The sequence below is a fragment of the Gardnerella sp. DNF01180P genome, from assembly GCF_049244205.1.
Lineage (GTDB): Bacteria > Actinomycetota > Actinomycetes > Actinomycetales > Bifidobacteriaceae > Bifidobacterium > Bifidobacterium swidsinskii.
Window position 1 is genome coordinate 183821 of sequence record NZ_CP058386.1, and the last position, 17561, is coordinate 201381.

Below are 17561 nucleotides of genomic sequence, written 5' to 3' on the forward strand. Positions count from 1 at the left end.
AGCACAGGGCAATAATCAAAGGAGATATGATGAATTATCCAATTATGCGTCGAGGCGTAAAGATTGCTTGCGCGGTTGCAGCAGCATCTGCACTTATTGTCAGCATGAGTGCATGTGGTAGTACTAATGGTGGCGATAAAGTCGCATTGCTAGTTTCTACTTTGAACAATCCGTTCTTTGTGGATTTGCGTGATGGTGCCCAAGCTGAAGCAAAGAAACTTGGTGTTGATTTGCAAGTTTCCGACGCTCAGAATGATTCTGCAAAGCAGCAGGATCAAGCGCAGAATGCTCAATCACAAGGTGCAAAAGTTGTTATTATTAACCCTGTAGATTCTGATGCTGCTGGTCCTGCAGTTGCCCCGTTGCTAAGCGCGAACTTGCCTGTGATTTCTGTTGACCGTTCTGTAACTGGTGAAAAAGTTACTTCGCATATTGCTTCCGATAACGTTGCTGGTGGTGCTCAGGCTGCTGACACGCTAGCTAATAGTATGGGCGAAAAGGGTGAAGTTTTGATTTTGCAAGGTATTCCTGGAGCGGCTTCTACTCGCGACCGTGGCAAAGGATTCAAAGATCGTATTAAGAAATATTCAAATATTAAAGTTGTAGCAGAACAAACTGCTAACTTTGACCGTGCTGAAGCATTAAATGTGGCTACTAATTTGTTGCAATCGCACCCGAATGCAACCGGCATTTACGCCGAAAATGACGAGATGGCATTAGGTGCCATTCAAGCATTAGGAGCTAAAGCTGGTAAAGAAATTAAAGTAGTCGGTTTCGATGGCACTGCTGACGGTATGAAAGCTATTAAGGCCGGCGCAATGGCTGGAACAATTGCTCAGCAGCCAAAGGAACTTGGTCGTTCTGCCGTTGCTGCTGCTGTAAAAGCTATTAAAGGGCAAAGTGTTCCAAAGACTGAACCAATTACTGTGAAAACAGTGACAGTAAAGAATGTGGGTGATTTTGAGTAATACATATTTTGCATAAAACTATGTAATTCTGTATATAAACATTAAAGTTTATGTTGAGTAGTTTTATGGATTAATATAGCTAATGCAAAATTTATATGGTGTTGAGAGCATTCATGATGCTTTCGTGAAAATAATCGCAACAGTAAAATTTATTAATACCGTATGCTTTAGTGTTCTCAACGCCATTGTTTTCTTAATAAGATTTTTTATCATATATGTTCGTGGTGGCGCACTTGTTATGAAGGTGATGATCATTGTTGATGTCACTTTCATGAGCCACGATATGGGGTGAATTATGTTAACTCATGGTATTTTGAACGCACAATTAGCAGCTGCTATTGCAAAATTGAGGCATAAGGATCAATTTGTTGTTTCTGACTGTGGCTTGCCTGTCCCAGCGGGCGTAGAAGTTATTGATTTAGCTTTGGTTTTTGGAATACCGCGATTTCCTGATGTGCTTGCGTCAATAAAGGATGATCTTGTTCTTGAGTCTGGTATTATGGCGGAAGAAGCTTGTGATGATGTTCCAGAAACATGGATCAAGGATTTGCTTGGTGTGCCATTGACTTATGTGCCGCATGATGGCGAACGAGGGTTTAAGGCTCTTGTTTCGCAAGCTAAATTCGTGATTCGAACGGGTGAGACTACTCCGTATTCTAACGTGTTGCTGCGTTGTGGCGTTCCATTCTAAGCTTTGTTTTGCGCAATATTTAGGGAGAATTATGTGTAGTTATCATATGCTTGACTCGTTAGAGAGTTTAGAAAAGATTAAAGTCATTCAGCCTGTTAACGTGGCTTTGCAACATGAGACATTGCCTGCGTTACGAAATATGAAGATGCCTACTGTAGCGATAGTTGGTTCTATGAATGCGGATTATACTATTGTTGCTAATCGTCTTCCTATGCCTGGTGAGACCATTAAAGGTAACGAAATACGAATACTGCCTGGAGGTAAGTCAGGTAATCAGGCAGTATCTGCTGCAAAGCTTGGTGCGCACGTATGTATGTTCGGTGCTGTAGGTGATGATGCTAATGCTGATTTTCTTACTGGTGCTTTGCGAGAATCTGGTGTTGATACGACGTATGTACGTCATGTACCCAATTGCAACAGTGGCGCAACAGTGATTACAGTGGATGCGCAAAGTGGCGAAAATACTATTGTTTATGCGCCTGGGTCTAACTCGCAAGTTGATATTGATTATATTCAGTCGCCATCTGTGCAAGCTGCTATTACTAATGCAAAAGTATTAGGGCTTTGCTTGGAAAGTCCATTAGAATCGGTTACGATGTGCGCTCGCTTAGCGCATGAGCATGGCGTAAAAGTTTTGCTTAATAATTCGCCTTTTTTGGATACATTACCGCAAGATCTTATACGATCTGCAGATATCTTACTGGTCAATGAGCATGAAATGGCACAGCTATTGCATATTTCAGAACCAGATAGCGGTGATTGGGATTCATTTGATTGGAAGCATACGCTTCATGCAATGCATGAGTTTGGCTTTAATGAGGCAATAGTAACACTTGGCTCACGTGGGTCTATGGTTTTGGATTATGCTGATAATTCGGTGCATCGAATTATGGCTCAGCATGTCAATGCCGTTGATACTACGGGTTGTGGCGATGCTTTTATGGGTACTGTGCTTGCGTGTTTGTCTGTGGATATGCGGTTGGTTGATGCAGCGTCACTCGCTTCTTATGTAGCTGCATATGCTGCTACTGGTTTTGGTGCACAAGCTTCTTACGGTACAGTTGCTCAAATTCGTCAATTTTTTCACTTGTAAGTAGGTGATGCATGCATAAATTGTAAGTATATTCAGTTGACGTTCGCGCCTTGCCGATGCGCAGAATTTTGACATTCTTCTAAAACTGTGTAATATGCTATAAAAACCAAAAAGCAGTTGGCTGATTTTAGTCACTACAATCAGCCTTACTGCTTTTTACTATATTTACAGTCGCTTCGACGAATTTTCATGTATGCACGAATTTCGCCTAAGCACATTTTTACCTAAAAGGAGGTGTCACTATGAGTGGCATGAAATATGCAATGATCGGTTCGGGAGCTATGGGATATCGCTATGGCGTTTTGTTGCAGGAAACGGCTGGCATTCATGTTGATTTCATTGATGCCTGGGATGAGAATGTGAATAAAGTTCGCGAGCAAGGCGGCGTAATGGTGAGCCGTGACCATGAAAACCGTCATTTGGTGCCGATTAATATGTATACGCCTGAAGATTATGACGGCGATCCAGACGTGTGGATTGTGTTTATGAAGCAAATGCAGCTTGCGGAAATGTTGGAGCGTTGTAAGCATCTGTTTAAAGAGCATCAGGTTGTGTTTGCTGCTATGAATGGCTGGGGTCATTTTGAAAAGTTGCAGCAGTACTTCCCGGATGATCATATTTACGGCGGAACTGCCATGATTGCAACCGTTTTGAACGGTCCAGGCGACGTTGATTTTATTGGTAAAGTTGGCGTTGGAACTATGAATATGTGCGCGTTGAACGAGCAGGTGAGTGACGTTGAGCTTGCTATGCGAGACGACTTTAAAGCTGCCGGATTGAATCCTACTATTACGGAAGATTTCAAGGGTACGTGCATGGCGAAGGTAGTTTTCAATTCCGTAGTTAACACTTTGTGCACAATGTATCAGATTCAAATGGGTCAGTTTATTTCGTACCCTGGGGCTATGGATATGGCTCAACAGCTTATTAACGAAGCGTACGACGTGTGCGATCGTGCCGGAATTCGTATGGTTAATACGCGTCAGCAGGAGCTAGAGGCTATCGATTACGTAAGTCGCGTTGCAAATCCTCTGCACTATCCTTCTATGTACCAAGATATGAGTCGCGGACGAAAGACTGAAGTCGATTACATTAATGGTTACATAGCAAAGCTCGGTCGCGAAAATGATTACGTTTGCCGCACTCACGAATTCTTAACTCACGGCGTACACTTAGCGGAACTTGCTTTTAAATTGCACCATCAGCAATGATTTGGAGAGCATTCTACAATTCGTAACATGAATGAGAAGGAGGCGCGGCTCGCGGTTTTTACTGCGGGTCGCTTTTTATTATCCGCGCGTAACATCTAATATGCTGATAAAATTTAGAGTCTAAAATAATAAATACTACTAAATAAATAAAATTATTTGTAATGAATAAAACTGTAATAAAAATACTTATTAACGTAAATTGATGGGGATTAAATGACTACTTTTGACAGAGCAAACTTGCCAGAATCCGTGCGCACAAACGGCGCTACTCCAAACCCTTGGTGGGCGAATGCAGTTGTGTATCAGATTTATCCACGAAGCTTCCAGGATACGAACGGTGACGGCATTGGTGATTTGAAGGGAATTACTTCGCGCCTTGATTATTTGGCTGATTTAGGCGTTGACGTGCTCTGGCTCAGCCCTGTTTACAAGTCCCCACAAGACGATAACGGCTACGATATTTCCGATTATCAAGATATTGATCCGCTTTTCGGAACTTTGGAAGATATGGACGAGCTGCTGGCTGGAGCTCACGAGCGCGGTCTTAAAGTCGTGATGGATTTAGTAGTAAATCACACTTCTGACGAGCACGCTTGGTTCCAGGCTTCAAGAGATGCTTTTAGTGATTACGCTGATTGGTATTGGTGGAGGCCTGCGCGTGAAGGTTGTGTGCCTGGTGAGCCGGGTGCGGAGCCGAATAAGTGGGGTTCGTATTTCGGCGGTTCCGCGTGGACTTACGATCCGAAGCGCGGAGAATACTTCCTTCACCAGTATTCGCCAAAGCAGCCAGATTTGAATTGGGAAAATCCCGCGGTTCGCGCTGCCGTGTACAAGATGATGAATTGGTGGATGGATCGCGGAATTGATGGCTTCCGCATGGATGTGATTACGCAAATTTCCAAGCATGTTGATTCTGAAGGTCGTTTGCCGGGTGAAGATGGCTGCCAAATTGAAGATTTGCCAGCTGGTGCTGACGGCTATTCTTCGCCATTCCCGTTCTGCTCGGACGGTCCTCGTTTAGACGAATTCTTGCGTGAGATGCGTGCAGAAGTTTTCGACGGTCGCGAAGGTTATCTTACTGTCGGCGAGGCTCCGGGAATTTCTCCGCACCGTAATACTTATATTACTGACCCTGCCCACAGCGAACTTGACATGTTATTCCTGTTCAATCATGTGGATATCGATTGCGAAAACGGTACTAAGTGGAATCCTGTGCCGCTAAAGCTTACGGCATTAAAGAGCGTGATGGCAGAGCAGCAACAAGCGGTAGCGGATGCTGGTTGGGCGAGCCTGTTCTTTAATAATCACGATCAGCCGCGTGCGCTTTCTCGCTGGGGTAGTGAGGCTAGCGAGGAGATGCGCGTGCGCTCTGCTAAGGCGATTGCCATGCTTCTTCACATGCACCGCGGCACGCCTTACGTGTACCAAGGCGAGGAAATTGGTATGACTGACGCGCACTTTACGCGTCTCGAGCAGTATCGCGATTTGGAAGCGTTGAATATGTTTAAGCAGCGCGTAGAAGAAGCGCATATTCAGTCTGCTGAGTCGATGATGGATGCGCTCGCAAAGCGCGGCCGCGACAATTCTCGAACTCCAATGCAGTGGAATGCTTCTAAATACGCGGGATTCATGCCTTTTAATGTTCAGTCGGTAAATAACGCAGAGCCGTGGATTAGTGTGAATCCTAATTATGTGGATATTAACGCAGCAGAGCAGATGGAAGATTCAGATTCCGTTTACGCTTTCTATAAGTATTTGATTGCGCTTCGTCATTTGGAACCGATTGTTTCTGCTGGTTCTTGGGATTTGGTTGATGCAGATGACGAGTGCGTGTATGCTTTCGTGCGCGAGCTTAAATCTGGTTGCGAAAAGCAGGAAGATTCTGCAGAGACTGCTGCGGAATCTGCTGCAAATTCCGCGGAATCTACAGAACGCATGCTCGTAATGGTTAATATGACTGACTCAACTGTGCCTATCCCTACGCAGAGCGCGCAATTATTGCAAAATTGCGCCTCTAACGCTTTTGTAGGGCGTGACGTAATGGTTACGACCTACGACGTGAATCACGCGCTTACATCGCTTAAAAACGGTACGCTTGCGCCTTGGGAAGGTATAGCTGTTACTTTGCAATAGTTTTAATAGCGTTAATTTGCAATAATCACTTTGCAATAGTTTCGTCTACTAACTTTGGCAGAACTTTCGCAATATCTTCGCGAATAATACGCTCTGCCAAATAGTCGTATTGCGTAGAGCCCAGGTTCATTATCGTAATCGGCACTCCAGCGCGCGCAGCTAACGGCACGAGGCTGGCAGCTGGGAATACTTCCAGCGTGGAACCAATAACCCACAGCTCGTCCGCTTTAACTATTGCTTGCGCACTGCGTTCCATAGCACCTTCTGGAAGCGCTTCTCCAAAATAAACAACGTCTGTTTTTATGAGACCATTACAAGGCATATTGCTGCGGTACGGCAGAGTGCGCTTGCAATGCGGATCCGGGTGCTCATCTAAATCTGCCATAATATCGGCAGTTTTATAGCTCGCGTGGCAACTCATGCAGTGTGAGGTTCCAATGCTTCCGTGCAAGTTCACTATAATGTCTGGGTTATTGCCAGCTTTTTCGTGAAGTGCGTCAAAGTTTTGTGTGGCTATAAGGTCGAGCATTCCTGCCTTCTCGAGTTTTACAAGTGCTTTGTGTGCTGTTCCTGGCTGTGCGTTCCAAACGGGAGACTCTTTTTGCCAGCGCCAAGAGTAGACGCGTTCCTCTTTACTGCTTAAAAATGCGTCTATGTCATAAACGCTCATTTGCTCTGGGTGTTTAGTCCAAACTCCATCTGGACCGCGAAAGTCAGGAATGCCTGCGCTTGTGGAGATTCCTGCGCCTGTGAGCACAACAATGTGGTGTGCTTTATTGCTCGATTGCTTGTTGCTCATTCTTCTGCTCCTTCTTTTATTAATGTCTGTTAATACCCTATTCTTATTTTCTTATTTTTCTTTTTTCTTTATGCGCTTTACGCTTTTTGTGTTTTTATGTGCTTTGTATGCTTTATAAAAGTTTATTTAATAAGTATCTATTTATATAGGTATTTTTTATTCCGTATGTATTCCATATATCGCGCTCATATATTTTTGTGTATATCTAATCGTATATCTCATCTTTTTCTGCTTTTATTGTGTATTTTTCGCGTTGATTCTGTATTAATTGCGTTTTTTGCTGTTTTGTTTGGAGTATGGCGGTGCGACACTCCCGGTTTTGATGTTTTTGGGGCTATTCTTGATTATTTTTTGTTGGTTTTGATTATTGTTCCTGGTCTTGTGTTGGTTTTTTGGTGTTTTTTCGCGATTTTCGACACGCCGGTGTTTTGGCTTGTTTTCAATGGTTTTGGGGTGTTTGTTTTTGGTGGGTTTGCGTTTTAGTGTGGGTTGGTGTAAGTTTATCTCTTGCTGCTCAGCGCGGCTGGTTCTCCTCGGTTGAGGTTGATGGGCCGGCTGGTGTGGTGGTGGTTTGAGAACTCAAGAGCGTGTCTGTACTACTTATTAGTTAATTATTGCCAGTTCATTGCCTGCCTTGCAGATTGCAGGGTGCCTGAGAGATGGTTAAATGGTGGTGAGGTTTTTGTTGGGATGTTCTTTCCTTAAAGAATGTCTCGTCTTTTTCTTTTTAATATTGGAGCCTTTTGTTGGCTCTTCATTGAAGTTTTTCGTGGAGGGTTCGATTCTGGCTCAGGATGAACGCTGGCGGCGTGCTTAACACATGCAAGTCGAACGGGATCTAGTCAGCTTGCTGACTGGTGAGAGTGGCGAACGGGTGAGTAATGCGTGACCAACCTGCCCCATGCTCCAGAATAGCTCTTGGAAACGGGTGGTAATGCTGGATGCTCCAACTTGACGCATGTCTTGTTGGGAAAGTGTTTAGTGGCATGGGATGGGGTCGCGTCCTATCAGCTTGTAGGCGGGGTAATGGCCCACCTAGGCTTCGACGGGTAGCCGGCCTGAGAGGGCGGACGGCCACATTGGGACTGAGATACGGCCCAGACTCCTACGGGAGGCAGCAGTGGGGAATATTGCGCAATGGGGGAAACCCTGACGCAGCGACGCCGCGTGCGGGATGAAGGCCTTCGGGTTGTAAACCGCTTTTGATTGGGAGCAAGCTTTCGGGTGAGTGTACCTTTCGAATAAGCGCCGGCTAACTACGTGCCAGCAGCCGCGGTAATACGTAGGGCGCAAGCGTTATCCGGAATTATTGGGCGTAAAGAGCTTGTAGGCGGTTCGTCGCGTCTGGTGTGAAAGCCCATCGCTTAACGGTGGGTCTGCGCCGGGTACGGGCGGGCTAGAGTGCAGTAGGGGAGACTGGAATTCCCGGTGTAACGGTGGAATGTGTAGATATCGGGAAGAACACCAATGGCGAAGGCAGGTCTCTGGGCTGTTACTGACGCTGAGAAGCGAAAGCGTGGGGAGCGAACAGGATTAGATACCCTGGTAGTCCACGCCGTAAACGGTGGACGCTGGATGTGGGGCCCATTCCACGGGTTCCGTGTCGGAGCTAACGCGTTAAGCGTCCCGCCTGGGGAGTACGGCCGCAAGGCTAAAACTCAAAGAAATTGACGGGGGCCCGCACAAGCGGCGGAGCATGCGGATTAATTCGATGCAACGCGAAGAACCTTACCTGGGCTTGACATGTGCCTGTCGACTGCAGAGATGTGGTTTCCCTTCGGGGCAGGTTCACAGGTGGTGCATGGTCGTCGTCAGCTCGTGTCGTGAGATGTTGGGTTAAGTCCCGCAACGAGCGCAACCCTCGCCCTGTGTTGCCAGCGGGTTATGCCGGGAACTCACGGGGGACCGCCGGGGTTAACTCGGAGGAAGGTGGGGATGACGTCAGATCATCATGCCCCTTACGTCCAGGGCTTCACGCATGCTACAATGGCCGGTACAACGGGATGCGACATGGTGACATGGAGCGGATCCCTTAAAACCGGTCTCAGTTCGGATCGTAGTCTGCAACTCGACTACGTGAAGGCGGAGTCGCTAGTAATCGCGAATCAGCAACGTCGCGGTGAATGCGTTCCCGGGCCTTGTACACACCGCCCGTCAAGTCATGAAAGTGGGCAGCACCCGAAGCCGGTGGCCTAACCCTTTTGGGATGGAGCCGTCTAAGGTGAGGCTCGTGATTGGGACTAAGTCGTAACAAGGTAGCCGTACCGGAAGGTGCGGCTGGATCACCTCCTTTCTACGGAGTTTTTGTGCACGCTCGGTTTGAGTGTGGTTACTGGTGTGGAAAACAATAGTTAACGTTTTTAGATGAGTTTGTTGGGCATGCTTTTGGGTTCCCGGATTGCCACCCCCCTTTGTTTGGGGTTGCGGTCCTTGACTCACAGGATTTCAGGTTGATGCTTTTGAGTGTTTGGCTTGGGTTTTGTGGTGTTGTGGTGGTTTGAGAACTGGATAGTGGACGCGAGTAAAATGCGAAACTTTTTTTGTTTCGATTTTTTTGCTTTTATCAATTTCAACCGGCTCCTTTTGTTGGAGTCGCTTGATCGTTTTGTGATCGTTTAGTGTGATGATTTTTTGTCTAGAGAATTTTGCTGATGGGTTCTTACTTTAGTGTTTGTCACTGGTAAGGGCGTATGGTGGATGCCTTGGTAGACAGGACCGATGAAGGACGTGACGGGCTGCGATATGCCTCGGGGAGCTGCCGAGTGGGCTTTGATCCGAGGATTTCCGAATGGGGAGACCCGGCCACTGTTATGAGTGGTCACCACAGTTTTTGTGGGGGGTACGCAGGGAAGTGAAACATCTCAGTACCTGCAGGAAAGGATACTCCGTGAGTAGTGGCGAGCGAAAGCGGATCAGGCTAAACCGGGTGCGTGTGATAGCCGTCAGGTGTTGCGCATTCGGGGTCGTGGGATGGACTGTTCAGCCTCTGACGGGGTTGAGGAGAGTGATAAAATGTCGTGCTAGGTGAATGGGATTGAATTCCCAGCCGTAGAGGGTGATGGCCCCGTAGCTTGTCGTGCGATGTCTCTTTATGTTTATTCCCAAGTAGCGCGGGACTCGTGGAATCCCGCGTGAATCTGCCCAGACCGTTGGGTAAGCCTAAGTATTCCTGTCTGACCGATAGTGTACTAGTACCGTGAGGGAAAGGTGAAAAGCACCCCGGGAGGGGAGTGAAATAGTTCCTGAAACCGTGCGCTTACAATCCGTCGGAGCCTTCTTTGTGGGGTGACGGCGTGCCTATCGAAAAATGAGTCTGCGAGTCAGTGGTATGTGGCGAGGCTAACCCGGGTGGGGGAGCCGTAGCGAAAGCGAGTTTTAAAAGGCGTTTGAGTCGCATGTCCTGGACCCGAAGCGGGATGATCTAGCCCTGAGCAGGTTGAAGCGCGGGTAAGACCGTGTGGAGGACCGAACCCACCTAGGTTGAAAACTGGGGGGATGACTTGGGGTTAGGGGTGAAAGGCCAATCAAATTCCGTGATAGCTGGTTCTCTCCGAAATGCATTTAGGTGCAGCGTCGTGTTATTGCTTACAGGGGGTAGAGCTACTGGATGCTTGCGGGCCCATACCGGGTACCAATAGCAGCCAAACTCCGAATACCTGTTAGGTTTATCACGGCAGTGAGTCGGCGGGGGATAAGCTCCGTCGTCAAAAGGGAAACAGCCCTGATCGTCGTCTAAGGTCCCGAAGCGCGTGCTAAGTGGGAAAGGATGTGGAGTCGCATAGACAGCCAGGAGGTTGGCTCAGAAGCAGCCATCCTTGAAAGAGTGCGTAACAGCTCACTGGTCTAGTGGTTCCGCGCCGACAATGTAGCGGGGCTTAAGCACGCCACCGAAGACGCGGCTGCATGATTTGTTTCATGCGGGGTAGGAGAGCGTCCTGTATGGGGTGAAGCGGCAGTGTGAACTTGTCGTGGACTTTACAGGAGTGAGAATGCAGACATGAGTAGCGAGAGACGGGTGTGAATCCCGTCCGCTGAATGACTAAGGGTTCCGGGGCCACGTTCGTCGTCCCCGGGTGAGTCGAGTCCTAAGGCGAGGCCGACAGGCGTAGTCGAATGGATGAACGGGTTGATATTCCCGTACCGGTGTTACACCGTTCGAACTGAATCTGAGAGTACTAACCTTCATTTGCTGGTTGATTGCCTTTCGGGGTTGTTGGCTGGTTTGTGTTGGGACTGTATCGGTAGTAGGTTAGCGTGGGAGTGACGCGGGTAGGTAGCCGGCTGCGGAGGTGGTTTTCCGTGGCTAAGCGTGTGGGCTGTCTCCTAGGTAAATCCGGGGGGTGTTAAAGCTGAGGCGTGATGGGTAGGCTGTAAGGCTGATTCCGGTGATCCTGCTTGCCAAGAAAAGCTTCAACGTGAGGTGTGATTCCGCTCGTACCCTAAACCGACACTGGTGGTCTGGTAGAGTATACCGAAGCGATCGGGCGAATCCTGGCCAAGGAACTCGGCAAATTACTCCCGTGCCTTCGGCATAAGGGAGACCCCTGATGGTGATGTTTTTTACAAGCGGAGCTGTTGGGGGTGGCACAAGCTAGGGGGTAGCGACTGTTTACCAAAAACACAGGAGCGTGCGAAGGCGTAAGCCGCTGTATACGCTCTGACGCCTGCCCGGTGCCGGAAGGTTAAGAGGATCCGTTAGCTTCGGTGAAGCGGTGAATTTAAGCCCCGGTAAACGGCGGTGGTAACTATAACCATCCTAAGGTAGCGAAATTCCTTGTCGGGTAAGTTCCGACCTGCACGAATGGCGTAACGACTTCCCCACTGTCTCGGCCAGGAGCCCGGCGAAATTGCAGTACGAGTAAAGATGCTCGTTAAGCGCAGAAGGACGAAAAGACCCCGGGACCTTTACTATACCTTGGTATTGTCGTTAGGTGTGGATCGTGTAGCATAGGCGGGAGGCTGTGAAGCGTGGGCGCTAGCTTGCGTGGAGTCGACAGGTGAAATACCGCTCTTTCCATATCTGGCGTCTAACCTCGACACGTTATCCGTGTCAGGGACAGTGCCTGGCGGGTAGTTTAACTGGGGCGGTTGCCTCCTAAAGAGTAACGGAGGCGCTCAATGGTCCGCTCAGCCCGGTTGGCAATCGGGTGTTGAGTGTAATCGCACAAGCGGGCTTGACTGTGAGACTGACGGGTCGAGCAGGGACGAAAGTCGGAGATAGTGATCCGGTGCCGGCGTACGGACGTGGCATCGCTCAACGGATAAAAGGTACCCCGGGGATAACAGGCTGATCATTCCCAAGAGTCCATATCGACGGGATGGTTTGGCACCTCGATGTCGGCTCGTCGCATCCTGGGGCTGGAGCAGGTCCCAAGGGTTCGGCTGTTCGCCGATTAAAGCGGCACGCGAGCTGGGTTCAGAACGTCGTGAGACAGTTTGGTCTCTATCCTCTGCGCTCGTTGGAATGTTGAGGAGACCTGCCCATAGTACGAGAGGACCTGGGTGGACGAACCTCTGGTATGCCGGTCGTCACGCCAGTGGCGCTGCCGGTTAGCTACGTTCGGAAGGGATAACCGCTGAAAGCATCTAAGCGGGAAGCCTGCTCCAAGATAAGCATTCCTTGCACTTTAGTGTGTGAGCCCCCATGTAGAACACGTGGTTGATAGGCTAGATGTGGAAGCCCTGTAAGGGGTGGAGCTGACTAGTACTAACGGGCGATGGTGACATTCTTCCTCACTTTTGTGAGTGGGGAGGGTGAGTTTCTCATGAGTATTATTCTTCTAGCGTTAATGAGTACTGAATGTTTTGCTTAACGATCAGTTGGTAAGAGAGTTTTTATTCGCGTTCATGTCCGGTTCCCAAACCGCCACGTGTTGCCACTCACAGCTCGTGAGTGTATAATCTAGTTTTGCGGTGGTCATGGCTCAGGTGAGACGCCCGGTCCCATTCCGAACCCGGAAGCTAAGGCCTGACACGGCGAGGGTACTGCACTCGATAGGGTGTGGGAGACTAGCACGCTGCCGCATTATTTTTCTAGCGGGGAGTTTTCACTCCCCGCTTTTTTATTTTCGTATACTACTGTTTTTGTAATCCTCCAAACTCTGGACAACGCTTGCGCTATAAGCGCTCACTGCTGAGCTTGCACGGAAAGTCCACTGGACTTTCCGTCTGAGCAAGCTCACGCTCCGAATTGCTTTCGCGCGCGCAATGCTGCGCTCAAGCAGGTCGCCGCGCAAACGCGAGGAAAGTACTGCGTGCGTATTTGGTGCGATATACTAAAAGCATGACTACACAAACTTTTGAAGCACTCGCAAAGTCGCGATTTTCTGCACGTGATTTTCTAAATAAGCCAGTCGATTCTAAAATACTTGAAACTATTTTACAAACAGCTGCACAATCACCGAGCTGGTCCAACACTCGTGGCTACATGCTCGCTATTGCTCAAGGAGAACTAAAGCAGCAGCTAATCGACGCATATGTGCAAAAATGCAAAGCAATGTTTCGTACTAAAGACGCTACCCTTAGCGAAGACGAGCGCATGATAGCTCAGAAAATGAGCCAGCCGGATGGAGATTTTCCTGTAATGGCTCCGTATCCGCAATCGCTTAAAGAGCGCAGTGCGCGTTTAGGGTTGGCGTTGTATAAACATTTAAATATTGATCGCAAAGATTTTCCTGCTCGAGATGCTCACACTTTGCGCAACTTCCAGGCGTTTGGTGCGCCAGTTATGGGATTTGTGCTTGTGCGTCGTGATTTTCTGCCATTTGCTGCGCTGGATGCTGGAATTATGCTGCAAACGTTACTGTTGGCTGCTAAAGATCAAGGCGTAGATTCATGCCCGCTTGGCGTTCTTGCCACGTGGCGTTCACCGCTTGACGAAGTATTTGACATTCCGCCGGAGTATGCGCTTATTACTGGTTTTGCGCTAGGGTATGCGTCTGAAGCGCACGTAAATGCTTTCCGTGCGGAGCATCCGCCAATCGAACTTGCGCAAGAAAAGTAGTTCCACAAAAACCAATCTATCTTGCAAAACCCAAAGTACTTTGGAAAATATCAGATAGAATTGCGCACATTGCGGTTATGGATTTATACGATTTTTTTGTATGCAACGCCTATTTACTGAATTGATAAATAGGCACACACTTATATGCGTGAAGCGAAAAGAGTTGGAGAAAAGACTTAATCAATGAGTGCTACTGAGCATGATAATGCAACGACTTGTTTGCAAATGGTGACCGCTATAGCTCGCAGATGCGATGGCTGGTGGGCTATAGAAGTGCCAGAAATACCAGGATTGTTTACTCAAGTACGTAGACTTGATCAGGTTGCAGCAATGGTAAAAGACGCTGCTGCAACTTTAAATGTTAAAGTCAATGGCGTGAAAGTAACTCCGAAACTTAGTGAGCAAGATGAGCTTATGCTTCAGCGCATGCTAGATGCAAAATCTGCAGCTATAAAAACTCAGCAAGAGGCATCTATGCTTATGCGTGAAACGGTTCACATACTAAGGAATCAGGGCTTGACGGTTCGTGATGTTGCAGAGCTTACGGGGGTTACTCCGCAGCGAATAAGTTCGCTTAAAGCTTAGTGATTCAAATCAATGTGGTTGAGACTATGCGCAAGTAAGTTGCTCAGTAGTGGGGTTATAGGCCAAAAAGTGTGTAAGAAATCATGTCTTAGACCTTGCAATACAAGGGTTTTGCGGTAATCGAATCTGTTTTCTGCACATTCGCCACCTGGACAAAAAGTGTGTAAAAATAAGCTCATAACCCTTATAGCAGTAAGGCTCGCAGTATATCGAATGTGGGTTATTTCTTATGTTAAGCGGCGTTCGAAGCATGTATTAGCTGAGTATTTAACAATAAATCGTCAAAGGCTGTTACTAACGCAGATTACGTACTGCACCAGTAACATATAACCGTTACTTTCTTAAGATACTTGACTGAGTTTTTAACAGTGCTGAGACTAGTTTATGCCACAGAATACTCATCAGCTTAGTTTTACACACTTTTTGACCTATAACCCCAGTAGTGTATAAACTCTATGCAAAACAAATAAATAACGGATAAATAAGTAAAGGTCAAGCCGTAGGATGCATGGCTACAACTTGACCTTTGAAAATTGCGATATGTTTTTAAGTTAAAATCGCAATCTAATGCTTTTATTTATTCTTGGCAATTCCAAGAGCTTTTGAACTTTCATCCTTGTCAAGGCCTATAAATAAAAGCACGATTATACCAATAATCAGCGGAACATAACCGTATCCAGATCCGTGGATTATGCCGAATATTTCCATAAGCCCATTTGCTATTACAGCTAGTGAGGATACGATAAAATATAGTTGCGCGCACCACGGTTTTTTAATGAGAAACATGGTTGCAAGTCCAAATAATCCAGCGATAATTTGAGGCACTCCCCATAGATAATCATTACGCATTACAATCAGCGCAATTCCGCTAGCAAGAAATACGCCATTGGCTATTGTCCAAAATACGGACGGAATTTGTGCTTTTGTATCTTCTAAATTACTCATATTCTTCTCCTTCTAATACAAGAAAATAATTGCGTATATAAAACCTTTACAATTTATAAATTAATGGCGCGCTAAAAGGTAAACAATATCTTGTATATGAAAACCTTTACAAATAATTACTAATTAAAACTACTCAAGATTCATTAATCTTTTAAACTGAATCAGTAAAGTATACTATTTATACAGTTATGTTCATTTTTTAAAGGGATAACTGCATTACATTCCCAATACTTGCCAAAGGCTCGAAAATAAAGTGAACCGCCTAAATGCTTTAGGGTATCGCGATGAAGCAGAAGTCCTTTTTGAGATACTGCGCGAATCGCATCTTTACTTTTCCCACCCAAAAATCGAACATTGAACTGTTTTATAACAATTTGTTTTTTACGTATCGAAATTCTGATGTAATAAACTAAAGAAGCATATTTTCGCATGTTCAAATATAGCTCTTCGATTAATTCAATAACTTCACAGATGATTTCATCGCTAATGGCTTCAGGAATATCGTTACTAGATATATTGCATATGGATCTTCCTTTTAATCCACATGATTCATTGATTGAGTCGTTCATTTGTAGTGTATCTTCAATGTGCTGAATGAACTCGCTTCGAGCATCTTGCTTAGCAGTATTTCCGCGTAGAATGTCGATAATATTATGTCCTTCTTCAAAAGCCTGATCTGCCAAATCATTTATTGCCTCAATAGCACTTCGCTGTTTTTTAGAAATAGACTTGTCAAGTAATGCTATTTTACTTTGTAGTGCAATATCTGCAATCTTATTAGTTAATCTATCGTGCATTCGCACAGCCAGATGAAGATTATTAATTGTTTGCTTATCTTTTTCATAAAGAACCATTTTTTGGTGAGAAATACGCAAAATAATACCAGTGCAAACGCAAAATATATTTATTAAAAGGTAAGCAATAAGATACTTGAAAGATAAAGTTGATAGGTATCGGTATGCAACGTAGTGTAATGCGTCTATTACTAAGAATAAAGGTAGTGTAAATTGAATCGGATATAAATACGAAATAAAAACAAATGATATGATGAGCCCGAAAGTTACTGGTGGAAGATTCAGACTAGGAATAGCAAGAATGCTGAGATGCACAAAAATATAGCACATGCTCATAAAATGCGGAAGCAAGCAAAGGAACAGATTTATAGCAGCAAGAATCATGTAAACTATAACAAGTTGTATTGTGCTATTGTCGCTATTCGAGTAAATATACGCATCCATTGCGCTCGACAAACATCCCAATAGTAAAAATGTTTTATTGTCAATAAGCTTTTCTCGTAAACGACGCATTAAGAAAATAATCATTGTGTATCATTTCCTAAATATTCATCATGCAGCCATGTAGTAATAAGTTGTGAACGATTTGTCACATTCAATTTTTTGAACACGCGACGAAGTATAGTTTCCACAGTACAAGTTTCAACAAATAAATGTTTAGCGATTTGCGCATTAGTCATTCCTTTACTGCACAACTTTACAATTTCAGTCTCATGATCCGTTAAAGCAAGGCGTCCATTTTTTGGCTTATTTTGCAAACGTTGAAATGCTGTCGTCGTGTCGTCAAAATGAAGATCTCCTATTATTTGTGGCTTGAATGTGCCGTGGGCAATACTGCTAAGCATGGCGCAAATAGTTTCTGGGTGGTTCTTTCCAACAATGCCTTGTGCGCCTGCTGTTGATGCTTTTAAAGCATAATCGTTTATAGGGAATGAAGTTATAGCAATTATTATTGGGAGTGAGTATCTTCTTCGCAATTCGTATAATATTTTAATTCCCGAAACCCCAGACATATACATGTCAATTAGCAGCACGTCTGGGCATTGATTTTGACAAAACTGAATTGCTTGATCGGCGTACGCGGATAACCAGCAAATACTGCAGGACGGAACAACCTGTTCAATATATGTTTTTAGGCCGTGTAGACAAAAACAATCATCATCAACAATGCCAACAGTAATATGCTTTGCTATCATATTGCTCCTTTAGAAAAGCATTATTTAAGTAATAATAGTACTTGAATTTGTATGATGAATATCTTGTCTAGGAAAACCTTTACAAAGGTAATCTTATAAAGGTAGGCGCTGAGAGCTTACGGGGGTTACTCCGCAGCGAATAA

12 protein-coding genes and 3 rRNA genes are annotated in these 17561 nt (G+C 45.9%); 11 read left to right on the forward strand and 4 right to left on the reverse strand.

The window, feature by feature from the left end; translation table 11 throughout:
* Window positions 1-29 precede the first annotated feature (29 nt).
* The 5 genes from HXT40_RS00775 to HXT40_RS00795 all read left to right on the forward strand — a co-directional run bounded on the left by HXT40_RS00775 (window position 30) and on the right by HXT40_RS00795 (window position 6096).
* Window positions 30-968: a D-ribose ABC transporter substrate-binding protein gene (locus tag HXT40_RS00775; RefSeq protein ID WP_410309431.1), complete on the forward strand. Its 939-nt coding sequence runs from the start codon at window positions 30-32 to the stop codon at window positions 966-968.
* A gap of 295 nt (window positions 969-1263) precedes the next feature.
* Window positions 1264-1659 (forward strand): D-ribose pyranase, encoded by a 396-nt coding sequence (gene rbsD / locus HXT40_RS00780; RefSeq protein WP_004109421.1) that lies wholly within the window; start codon window positions 1264-1266, stop codon window positions 1657-1659.
* Between the two features lie 46 nt (window positions 1660-1705).
* Complete coding sequence (locus tag HXT40_RS00785; RefSeq protein ID WP_004109420.1) at window positions 1706-2752, forward strand: ribokinase; 1047 nt, start codon at window positions 1706-1708, stop codon at window positions 2750-2752.
* Window positions 2753-2994: 242 nt separating this feature from the next.
* Window positions 2995-3963: a ketopantoate reductase family protein gene (locus HXT40_RS00790; RefSeq protein ID WP_012914555.1), complete on the forward strand. Its 969-nt coding sequence runs from the start codon at window positions 2995-2997 to the stop codon at window positions 3961-3963.
* 213 nt (window positions 3964-4176) lie between these two features.
* Window positions 4177-6096, forward strand: a complete 1920-nt coding sequence (locus HXT40_RS00795; RefSeq protein ID WP_421777252.1) for an alpha-glucosidase — start codon at window positions 4177-4179, stop codon at window positions 6094-6096.
* A 25-nt stretch (window positions 6097-6121) separates the two neighbouring features.
* Here the strand turns inward: HXT40_RS00795 and HXT40_RS00800 are convergent, their stop codons facing one another.
* Window positions 6122-6895, reverse strand: a complete 774-nt coding sequence (locus HXT40_RS00800) for an SIR2 family NAD-dependent protein deacylase (RefSeq protein WP_421777253.1) — start codon at window positions 6893-6895, stop codon at window positions 6122-6124.
* A gap of 428 nt (window positions 6896-7323) precedes the next feature.
* Between HXT40_RS00800 and HXT40_RS00805 the strand changes: the two genes are divergently transcribed.
* The 6 genes from HXT40_RS00805 to HXT40_RS00830 all read left to right on the forward strand — a co-directional run bounded on the left by HXT40_RS00805 (window position 7324) and on the right by HXT40_RS00830 (window position 14483).
* Entirely contained in the window at window positions 7324-7470 is a 147-nt protein-coding gene (locus HXT40_RS00805; RefSeq protein WP_421777254.1) for a hypothetical protein, read from the forward strand.
* A 191-nt stretch (window positions 7471-7661) separates the two neighbouring features.
* Window positions 7662-9188 (forward strand): 16S ribosomal RNA (locus HXT40_RS00810).
* Window positions 9189-9565: 377 nt separating this feature from the next.
* A 23S ribosomal RNA gene (locus HXT40_RS00815) occupies window positions 9566-12625 on the forward strand.
* 179 nt (window positions 12626-12804) lie between these two features.
* Window positions 12805-12921 (forward strand): 5S ribosomal RNA (rrf, locus tag HXT40_RS00820).
* The 16S, 23S and 5S rRNA genes sit together here, the layout of an rRNA operon.
* Before the next feature lie 257 nt (window positions 12922-13178).
* Entirely contained in the window at window positions 13179-13898 is a 720-nt protein-coding gene (locus tag HXT40_RS00825; protein ID WP_102703492.1) for a nitroreductase family protein, read from the forward strand.
* Window positions 13899-14081: 183 nt separating this feature from the next.
* Window positions 14082-14483: an XRE family transcriptional regulator gene (locus HXT40_RS00830; RefSeq protein WP_116773608.1), complete on the forward strand. Its 402-nt coding sequence runs from the start codon at window positions 14082-14084 to the stop codon at window positions 14481-14483.
* A 573-nt stretch (window positions 14484-15056) separates the two neighbouring features.
* Here HXT40_RS00830 and HXT40_RS00835 read toward each other — a convergent pair.
* From HXT40_RS00835 to HXT40_RS00845, 3 genes are all read right to left on the reverse strand, one after another.
* On the reverse strand, window positions 15057-15428 hold the full coding sequence (locus HXT40_RS00835) for a hypothetical protein (protein ID WP_004112863.1): 372 nt from the start codon (window positions 15426-15428) through the stop codon (window positions 15057-15059).
* Between the two features lie 161 nt (window positions 15429-15589).
* Window positions 15590-16750, reverse strand: a complete 1161-nt coding sequence (locus HXT40_RS00840; RefSeq protein WP_410310273.1) for a histidine kinase — start codon at window positions 16748-16750, stop codon at window positions 15590-15592.
* A complete protein-coding gene (locus tag HXT40_RS00845; protein ID WP_410310274.1) occupies window positions 16747-17418 on the reverse strand; it encodes a response regulator in 672 nt (223 codons plus the stop codon). The genes HXT40_RS00840 and HXT40_RS00845 overlap by 4 nt, the downstream gene beginning before the upstream one ends.
* Window positions 17419-17561: the final 143 nt, after the last annotated feature.